This window comes from Roseovarius sp. MBR-78, from assembly GCF_040547535.1.
In the GTDB taxonomy this organism is placed as follows: domain Bacteria; phylum Pseudomonadota; class Alphaproteobacteria; order Rhodobacterales; family Rhodobacteraceae; genus Roseovarius.
Genome location: NZ_JBEPPX010000050.1, coordinates 1 through 9,610 on the forward strand (window position 1 = coordinate 1; position 9,610 = coordinate 9,610).

Below are 9,610 nucleotides of genomic sequence, written 5' to 3' on the forward strand. Positions count from 1 at the left end.
GGCTGCGGCCACGGATGCGCCGGGAGATGTGTCGGGCTCGTTCTCGGAGGGCGCGCGGGTGACTTTCGGCGGCAGCACGGTGACCTTCGCAGGGCTGACGGCGACCGATCTGGCCGGGGCCGACGTGCAGTTCGTCGCGCCGAGCGGGGCCAACCCGATCAACGGTTCCGACGGCGACGACGTGCTTGTCGGCACGGCGGGTGACGACCTGATCACGACCGGGGACAATCCGGGCGATGACGATGTCGTGGGCTCTGCCGGGAATGACACGATTGATTTCACTGGCATCACGCCTGCTCCGGGCGGGTTCGTCAGGGTGGATTACCGCAATATCGGCACGACGATCGATGTCACCCTGGATGGCGGTGACAACACCGCCAGCGTGGTCAAGGCAGGGCTTGGCACCGACACGTTCACCAATGTCGAGTTGCCGCTCCTTGCGGGCTGGACGACGGGGGGGCTGTCGATCCTTGGCACCTCGGGCGCGGATACGTTCAACGTCTCTCCCGAGGGCGAGCAATGGATGAGCATCCGGCCCGGCGACGGGGTGGACACGATCATCGTGAACGCCAACAGCGCGACACGCGTGAATAGTGGTGATCCCATTGGCCAGGTCCGTCTCGACATGAGCGACGGCAACGGACTGAACGTTGACCTCAGCCGGTCGACCGGCCAGATCATCGATGACGGCTTCGGCAATACCGAGACCATCGGCGGCACAGGCCCGCTGTGGGAAGTTTTCGGGTCTGCGGGCAACGATGTCTTTACCGGATCGGCCAACGCGGAATCCTTCCGCCCGACCGGCGGCAATGACACGCTCGACGGCGGGGCGGGCTTTGACCGGCTGCGCTACGACTCGTTCCAGATCACCTCGGTCAATATTGACGCTACGGCCGGGATAGCGTCGGGCACGCTCGACGACGGCGGCACGTTCACCGACACGATCTCGGGCTTCGAGCGGCTGCGCGGCTCGAACGGGGATGACACGATCATCGGCGAGGCGACGGTCGGGAATCGCTACGAGGGGCGCGGCGGTGCCGACAGCTTTGTCCATCTGGGCGGCGACGACACGATCGGGGATTTCAACGCGGACGAAGACACTCTCGTCGTGCGCGTGGCCGGGCTCGACCAGGCGGCGGTGGAGGCGGCGATGGCTGCGGCCACGGATGCGCCGGGAGATGTGTCGGGCTCGTTCTCGGAGGGCGCGCGGGTGACTTTCGGCGGCAGCACGGTGACCTTCGCAGGGCTGACGGCGACCGATCTGGCCGGGGCCGACGTGCAGTTCGAAGCCCCAGGCGGAGCCAACCCGATCAACGGCACGGATGGCAACGACGACCTTGTCGGCACTCCCGGTGATGACCTGATCATCACCGGCGACAATGCCGGGGGCGAAACCGGGTTCGACTTTGTCACCGGCTCGACCGGCAATGACACCATCGACATGAGCGGTATCACCGACGGCTATGTCGGGATCGGTTACGCGGCGTTGAACGGCACCGGCAACACCATCGCGGTCACCATCGATGGTGCGGCCAATACCGGCACCGTGGACAAGGGCGCGGCAGGAACAGACACACTGGTCGCGGTCGAGGCACCGCTCTTTTCCGGCTGGACGAACGGCGGGCTGAGCGTGCGCGGCACAAGCGGCAATGACACGTTCGATATCTCGCTCGACGGCGAGCAATGGATGAGCATACGCCCCGGCGACGGCACCGATACCATCATTCTCAACGGCCCCGCCAGCACTCGCGTCTCGGGCTTCGATCCAATCGGCGCTGTCCGGCTCGACATGCGCGACGGCAACGGGATCGATGTGAACCTTGCCACCGGGGTGATTGCCGATGACGGCTTCGGCAATGCCGAGGTGATCCAAGGCAATACCCCGCTTTGGGAAGTATTGGGCTCTGGTGGCAATGATGTCTTTACCGGATCTGGTAATGCCGAATCCTTCCGCTCTTGGGGTGGCAACAACACGCTCGATGGAGGTGCGGGCTTTGACAGGTTGAGATACGATTCTGCCCCCATCGCCTCGGTCAATATCGACGCGAGCGCGGGCACGTCGACGGGCTCTCTGAACGGCGGCGGCTCCTTCACCGACACGTTCACGGGCTTTGAATGGCTGCGCGGCTCGAACGGCACTGACGTGATCGCGGGCGATACCAACGACAACCGCCTCGACGGCCGTGGCGGCACCGACACCTTCGTGCACGTGGGCGGCAACGACACCATCGACGATTTCGACGCCACGACCGAGACGCTGATCGTGCGCGTGGCGGGGCTTGACCAGGCGCAGGTGGACGCGGCGATTGCGGCGGCGGTCGATGCTGCGGGCGGCGCGCAGGTGAGCTTCGGCGGCAGCACGGTCACCTTCGCCGGGCGCAGCGCGGCCGATCTGGCCGGGATCGACGCGCGGTTCGAGGCCCCCGGCGGAGCCAATCCGATCAACGGCACGGACGGCGATGACAACCTCGTAGGCACGGCGGGCGACGACCTGATCACCACCGGAAACGCCTCGCTGAACGGCGATTTCGTGGAAGGCTCCGCGGGCAATGACACGATCGACATGTCGGGCAATGACGGAACCGACGGCTTCGTGACGCTTGGCTACGGCGCGCTGGACAGTGGCATCACCGTGACCATCGACGGGGCAGGCAATACCGGCACGGTGGACAAGGGCGCGAACGGAACCGACACGCTTGAGGGCATCGCGCAACCGCTCTTCGCGGGCTTTGGTAATGGCGGGCTGGGTGTGATCGGCACCTCGGGCGCCGACAGCTTTACCCTTGCGCCCGGTGCAGACCAGTGGATGCAGGTGCGCGGCGGCGACGGCGCGGACAGCTACGAGATCAACGGTGCCGGGCTGGTGCGGCTCGATTTCGCGTTCACCGGCGCGACCGGCGGGGCGCAGGTGAACCTCGCCACCGGTGCGATCGCCGATGACGGGTTCGGCAATGCCGAGACGATCACCGGCACAAGCAATGTGTGGGAGGTGCGCGGCACCGCCAATGCCGATGTGATCACCGGCGGCGCGGCGGATGAAAGCTTCATCGCGCGGGGCGGCGACGACACCATCGACGGCGGCGACGGGTTCGACCGGCTGCGCTATGACCGCCCGGGCGTGAGCGACGTCAGCGTCGATCTCGCGGCGGGAACGGCCACCGGCAGCTGGGACGGGGTGGCCTTCACCGACACGATCAGCAATATCGAATGGGTGCGCGGCTCCAACAGTGCCGACACGCTGGCGGGCGATACCAACGAAAACCGCATCGACGGCCGTGGCGGCACCGATACATTCGTGCACGTGGGCGGCAACGACACCATCGGCGATTTCGACGCCGCCACCGAGACGCTGATAGTGCGCGTGGCGGGGCTGACGCAGGCGCAGGTGGACGCGGCGATGGCCGGGGCGACCGATCAAGGAACCGATACTTTGGTCAACTTCGGATCAAGCTCGATCCTCTTCTCTGGCTTGAGCCGTGCCGACCTTGCCGTAGCCAATGTGCAGGTGCCCGGGGCCGCTGTTCCCCCCCCGCCGTCGCCGCCGACGCCGATTGCCTGGACGGTGGGCGATCCGCACCTTTTGACGCTCGACGGGGTGGGCTATGATTTCCACGCCATCGGCGAATTCGTGCTGCTGCGCGGCACGTCTGATGGCAGCTTCGACGCGTTCGAGATCCAGTCGCGGATGGGGCCTGTTGTCAACAGCACCGGCGCAACCGTGCCCAATGTCTCGGCCAACGTTGCCATCGCGGCGCGGGCCGCGAACGGCACGGCGGTGATGATCGACGCGACCGATGCCAGCCCGCTCTCGATCGGCGGCGTGGCCACGGCCCTTGATGATGGCGCCTCCATCGACGTGGGCGCGGACCGGGTCTTCCGCCAGGGCGACACCTACACGCTCGTCTTTGCCGGGGCGAATGAAACCGTTGGCGATGGCGATGCGCGGATGAGCGTCATTGTGCGCGACGGTTTCGTGGATGTCGGCCTGCAGATCAGCACCGATATGGCCGGGCAGGTCGAGGGGCTTCTGGGCGATGGCGACGGCAACCCCGATAACGATATCGCGCGCGCGAATGGCGACGTTCTGGAGCGCCCGCTGGCGTTTGAAGACCTGTATGGCGGGTTCCGCGATGACTGGCGGGTGACGACCGACGACCAGAGCCTCTTTACCTATGACGCGGACGAGACGTTGGCGGGGTTCTATGATCCCACCGCGCCCGCAGGCGACCCCACGGCAGGCGCGACGGATCAGCAGGTCGCTGATGCGCGCACGGCGGTGGAGGAGGCAGGTCTGACCCCCGGCACGCTCGCCTTCGAGAACGCGGTTCAGGATGTCCTGTTGACCGGCGACACCACGTTCATCGAGTCGTCCTCGACCGAGACCGCGCCCACGCCGGCAAATACCGGCTCTGCCGGGACGCTGGCGGCGGGCGATACCCGCGTGACGCTCGATGTCAGCCTCACCGACGAGGGCGACAATGGCATCGGCGGCGCGGTGGTGAACTTCTCCGCCGGTGGCGTGCCGATCCTCGGGCAGGCGGCGGGCACGGCGGGGAGCTACAACGTCCGGCTCGGGTCTTCGACCGGCGAGGGCCGCGTGGATGCGGTACGCGATTTCGAGACAGGCGATGGCACGATCGACGTATCCGACGCGCTCAACGCGCTGCGGCTCGCGGTGAACCTGACGCCAAGTTTCGGTGCCGCCGACGCGAAGACCTTTATCGCCGCGGATGTGGATCAGAACGAGGCGGTTACCGTTGCCGATGCGCTCGATATCCTGCGCTTTGCCGTCGGGCTGGAGACACCGAACGCGCCGCGCTGGGTGTTCCTCGACGACGAGCAGGATCTGAGCGGGATAGATGCCGACACCGTCTCGTATCAGACCGGTATCGACACCGGACCGATCGCCGACGGGGCATCTCTGCAACTCTCGGGCGTGCTTCTGGGCGATATATTGGCACCGGCTCTCGAGGGATAGGCGCGCCGCCACGTAACTGCCCGCTTTCCATGCGGCGTGCCTCCATAAGGGGCGCGCCGTATCTTTTTGAGGGGCCAGCAAAACGGGTGGCGACCAATCTTGATCTCGCCCTGCGCACGAAAAGACCTCTGCGTGACGAGCTGGTTTTCTGCTGCAACGCGGATTTACCGATCGCTTTCGCCCTGCTGTCTTTTCAGCGGAGCAATAAGGGTGTTGGTTTGGTTTATGCGATTGCCGGGGGTGAGAGGTGGTCGCGGAAATTCGGACCAGTTGTCTCCTGGATCGCCGCCCGCACCTTGGGTGTCGTCGTGGCCTGCTTGTGAAGATGGATCAGCATGGTCGTCCCCTGTCTCGGAGTTCTCCCAGCACCGATCTTGCCATGAAATGGGCAGATCGCCGGGGGGAAATGTGATCATCAGGGATGGAACAGCCATGCTGGCCCACTGGTTCATCCTCGACACGCTTCTTCTGGCGAACCAGGCGAACCGCGATGGAATGCACGCCAACGCGCTCGCACTAACATGTCAATGCGTTGAGGCAATCGGTGTTGTCGAACTGGGCATGTGCGGCCATCCCGACGCCGAAGCGGCGTTGCTCAAATGGGAAGCGGATGAACTTACGGCTGGCAAGCTGCGGGCATGGCTGCAAGCGCACGTTTGGCCGCGATACGGAACGGGGCGTTGGAACGAGCCTTGGTCCACGTTCATGTGAGAATTTGCCGGCGCGGTCCAACCTTATGCGCACTACGGTCGTGGCCTTGCGCAATGGCAAGTTCGATTTCATCACTTGCAAGACGCCGGTGATCTGAACGCGAACGCCCATGCCATCATCGAGATGCGACCCCGCGCGTATGATGCCCGGAAGGCAACGCGCATCACACTGGTCCACGCTCTGCTTTCCTATGCCCTCGGTCGGATTTGGCAGGCTGCGCGAACCCTTGCGACGCTGAATTCGCCGGTCTGATGGCGCGGCTGGGACTTGCGCTTGGTAGTCGCGCTACCTTGACGGACACGAGACCAATTGGAGCCAGCAGTTCTGGGCGATGGTCTGGGAACGCGGCGGCGGAACGATCCTCGAATAATCCTCGTCACCATAGCGTTGGCCTATTACCGCCGATGCGTAGGGTGCCGCCAGTGCAGCAGTGTAAATGCGGCACGCTACAGGCCGCCGATCCCCCTCCATGCTCCGCTTACTTCGAGGACTTCCAGCCACCCGGAACATCTCGCGAACTACGGAGGATTCCATGTCCACGAAACGCCGCCACAGCAGCAGGGGCCGCCCACGCCAGCCAGCCCCCAAAACGCTCCCTGACGATCTCTACGACTACGACGACGATCCACCACCGCGCGTGAGCCCACCGCGCAGGCGCCCGCCTCATCTGTTCGATGTCGAGCGGCTGCCGGTCATCGACGACTGGCCCGAGGACGTGCCGATCACCGAGGCCGAGATTCAGGTGTTCGAGCGCCGGTTCGCGGATGTGTTCGATGATCTGTTCGGCTCGCTCGAACTGCCCGATGACTTAAAAATATTATTTCGTGATGATAATGAAAAGCCGCGACGTGAACGACGGAAACTGCCATGACGACGCTGAAAATCGGGGTCGCCGACCCCGAAGAAATGAAAGCCCGCACCCTTCGGATCGCCAAGGGCGAGGAAAAGGCTAAGCCCAGCGATCCAACCGTCTGGTTCGCAACCACGGAATCGTTCGCCGGGCTTTTGTCGGCAGGCAATCGGGAATTGCTGCGCGTCATCCATGAGCAGAAACCCGACTCTCTGGAAGAGCTGGCCCAACTCACCGGCCGCGCCACGCCCAACGTCTCACGTACGCTCAAGAAGATGGAGAGCTTCGGCCTCGTCCGCATGGAAAAGGGCAAGGGTCTCAAGCGAGTTCCCAAGGTCATTCATGACCGGGTGGAACTGGTCTTGCCGCTGATCGAGCCTCGCAGGAAAGGAGCCGGCGAATGAACGTCCATAATCCCAATGTCGCCCTGCGGGCCGCACTCTACCTGCGTGTTTCCACCAACCGACAGGCCGAGCATGACGTGTCGATCCCGGACCAGAAGCGGCAGGCGAAGCCTGGTGCGAAGCGAGGGGCTATCAGCTTGTCGAGACCCTCGTCGAAGCCGGAGCGTCGACTACCAACGACCGCCGCCCCGAGTTTCAGCGCATGATCGAGGCGGGAACGTCCAAGCCCGCGCCCTTCGATATTGTCGTGGTCCACAGTTTCTCGCGCTTCTTCCGCGATCACTTCGACCTGGAGTTCTACGTCAGGAAGCTCGCGAAGAACGGCATTCGCCTCGTTTCCATCACGCAGGAGATGGGCGACGATCCCATGCACGTCATGATGCGGCAGATCATGGCGCTATTCGACGAATACCAGTCCAAGGAAAACGCCAAGCATGTGAGCCGGGCCTTGAAGGAGAACGCGCGGCAAGGGTTCTGGAACGGCTCGCTTCCTCCTATTGGCTATCGTACCGTTGCCGCGGAACAGCGCGGCGCGAAGGTCAAGAAGAAGCTGGAAATCGACCCGCTGCACGCCGACACCATCCGGCCGATCTATCGCCTTGCGCTCGAAGGCGAAGGCGATTCCGGCCAGATGGGCGTCAAGGCCATCGTCAAGCATCTGAACGGCAAGGGCATCTTCATCCGCGACGGCGGTCGCTGGGGCATTGGCCAGGTTCACCGCATTCGGACCCGGCGCACCTGTATGGGCAAGCATCAATGGGGTAAGAGCAGGAAGAACAAGTCGGACAAGGACTCCGATGAAATCGTCGTCGTCCCGGTCCCGTCGATCATCGACCGCGAAACCTTCGAGGCGGTGCAGAAGCTGCTACAGGCCCGCAACCCCAAGACCGAACTACCTGCCCGCGTCGTGATCGGTCCTACGCTTCTGACCGGTATCTGCTATTGCGGCAACTGCGGCGGGGCCATGACCATCCGCACCGGCAAGAGTGGCCGCTACCGCTATTACGCCTGTTCGATCCGGGCACGACAGGGCGCGACCGGCTGCAAGGGTCGCGCCATCCCCATGGACAAGCTCGACACCATGGTTGCCGGCCATATCGAGGAACGCCTGCTCGATCCCGACCGGCTGGAAAAACTGCTTGGCAGCGTTCTCGGCCGTCGCTCGGATCAGGTAGAGCGACGCCGCCAGCACATCGCCGAATTGCAGCGGCGGGCCGCTGAATCGGACTTGCAACTCAAGCGTCTCTATGACGCCATCGAGGCGGGTGTGGCCGATCTGGACGATCCGGCGCTGACCGAACGCATCGCCGGCCTCAAGGTCATCCGCGATCAGGCGCGGGCCGACGCCGACCGGGCGCAGGCGCTCCTCGACAGCCCCGGTCACAGCGCCGTCAGCCCAGCGACGATCTGGCAATTCTCGCAGATCGCCCGCGACCGTATCCGCGACCGTGAGGGTGGCAATCGGCGGGATCATCTGCGCACCCTGGCGCAGCGTGTCGAGGTCGCCGACGACGCAATCCGCATCATGGGATCGAAAACGGAACTGCTAAGGACGCTTGCGGGCGGCCAAGTCTGGCAATCGGCGGCGATTGGCGTGCCCAGAGGCGGACTGAAGTGGCGGAGAGACAGTAAGCCAAAAACATTATCAATAGCAGTATAAATTATTAATAATCAATTACTTAGTAATTTTATGTGCGACTGTTTGTGTAGCAAAAAGTGTAGCACAACTTTTTTAAAGTAAGTTGGTTGCGGGAGGGTGCTACCGTCGTAAGCTACCTGAACTGAGCTGCTGCGTGTGATCTTGGGTAAATGCTTTTCAATCGCGCGCTTCAACCGGTCTAGAATGAAATTGCCTCAATCTCGCCATTGCGGCCCTTGATCGTCAGCGGTTCTAAGGATCGCTGTTACGCGGCAACCGGATGCTGGACCGCGTGTCGGGGGACGGTCTTGGCGGGCAGTTCAGCATCGGCGTGCTGCTCGGGCTGGTCTGGGCGCCCTGTGTCGGGCCAACGCTGGTGGTGGCGATCGCCGCGGCGAGCCAGGGCGAGAATCTGGCCGGGGCGTTCGGCATCTTCCTTGGTTTCGGTCTTGGCGTTGCAACCTCTATTCTTGCCTTCGCCTATGGCTCGCGCAAGGCGCTGGTCGGACGCAAACAGAGCCTTCAGGCAGCGGCGCGCTATGCAAAGCCGATCTTCGGGGCGGCGTTGCTTGCCGTGGGGATGATGCTTCTGACCGGGTTCGACAGAACGATCGAAGCGGCCATGCTCGATATCGCGCCCAATGGCTGATCGCCGTCACTACCAGGTTCTGACACATCCCTGCCGCCCGGTTTCGGGCGGCGAGACACTTGCCGTGGGCAATGGCGCAAACACCCTCGCCTTTTGCGCGGTCGATTGCGCCCCTGTTGCCAAAGAGCTCTGCATCCTTCATGGCTGCAGCGCGATAACCGGGGCGAGGCATGTCAGGACAGGCGCAAGACGAACACGAGATCATTGCCCTTCTGGCCGTTGCGGACAGTGCCACATTCGAGCGCGTCTATCGCAGGCATAACGGCGCGATGTTGCGGCTTTGCGCGGGGGTCGTCAAAAATCAGGCCACCGCCGAGGAAATCGTTCAGGAAACATGGGTTGCGGTGCTGGAGAATATCGCGGGCTTCGAGGGCCGATC

At 63.7% G+C, this 9,610-nt stretch carries 9 protein-coding genes and 1 pseudogene; all 10 read left to right on the plus strand.

Features of this window, described 5'->3' with window-relative positions; all coding sequences use genetic code 11:
- Positions 1–4,978: beta strand repeat-containing protein (locus tag ABIE58_RS19535; RefSeq protein WP_354546304.1), on the plus strand; the 4,978-nt coding region annotated here is incomplete at its 5' end.
- An 86-nt stretch (positions 4,979–5,064) separates the two neighbouring features.
- Positions 5,065–5,301, plus strand: coding sequence for a hypothetical protein (locus ABIE58_RS19540; RefSeq protein ID WP_354546305.1), 237 nt, complete (start codon positions 5,065–5,067; stop codon positions 5,299–5,301).
- A gap of 85 nt (positions 5,302–5,386) precedes the next feature.
- Positions 5,387–5,689, plus strand: a complete 303-nt coding sequence (locus ABIE58_RS19545) for a hypothetical protein (protein ID WP_354546306.1) — start codon at positions 5,387–5,389, stop codon at positions 5,687–5,689.
- A gap of 532 nt (positions 5,690–6,221) precedes the next feature.
- Positions 6,222–6,560: a hypothetical protein gene (locus tag ABIE58_RS19550; protein ID WP_354546307.1), complete on the plus strand. Its 339-nt coding sequence runs from the start codon at positions 6,222–6,224 to the stop codon at positions 6,558–6,560.
- Positions 6,557–6,943, plus strand: coding sequence for an HVO_A0114 family putative DNA-binding protein (locus ABIE58_RS19555; protein ID WP_354546308.1), 387 nt, complete (start codon positions 6,557–6,559; stop codon positions 6,941–6,943). The genes ABIE58_RS19550 and ABIE58_RS19555 overlap by 4 nt, the downstream gene beginning before the upstream one ends.
- Entirely contained in the window at positions 6,940–7,149 is a 210-nt protein-coding gene (locus ABIE58_RS19560; protein WP_354546309.1) for a hypothetical protein, read from the plus strand. The genes ABIE58_RS19555 and ABIE58_RS19560 overlap by 4 nt, the downstream gene beginning before the upstream one ends.
- Positions 7,104–7,757, plus strand: a pseudogene (locus tag ABIE58_RS19565) (recombinase family protein); the annotation flags it as partial. The gene ABIE58_RS19560 and the pseudogene ABIE58_RS19565, both read left to right, overlap by 46 nt.
- Before the next feature lie 150 nt (positions 7,758–7,907).
- On the plus strand, positions 7,908–8,603 hold the full coding sequence (locus ABIE58_RS19570) for a recombinase zinc ribbon domain-containing protein (protein WP_354546312.1): 696 nt from the start codon (positions 7,908–7,910) through the stop codon (positions 8,601–8,603).
- 259 nt (positions 8,604–8,862) lie between these two features.
- Positions 8,863–9,231, plus strand: coding sequence for a cytochrome c biogenesis protein CcdA (locus tag ABIE58_RS19575; protein WP_354546310.1), 369 nt, complete (start codon positions 8,863–8,865; stop codon positions 9,229–9,231).
- A 170-nt stretch (positions 9,232–9,401) separates the two neighbouring features.
- Positions 9,402–9,610 (plus strand): RNA polymerase sigma factor (locus ABIE58_RS19580; protein WP_354546311.1); only part of this gene is annotated, 209 nt, incomplete at its 3' end.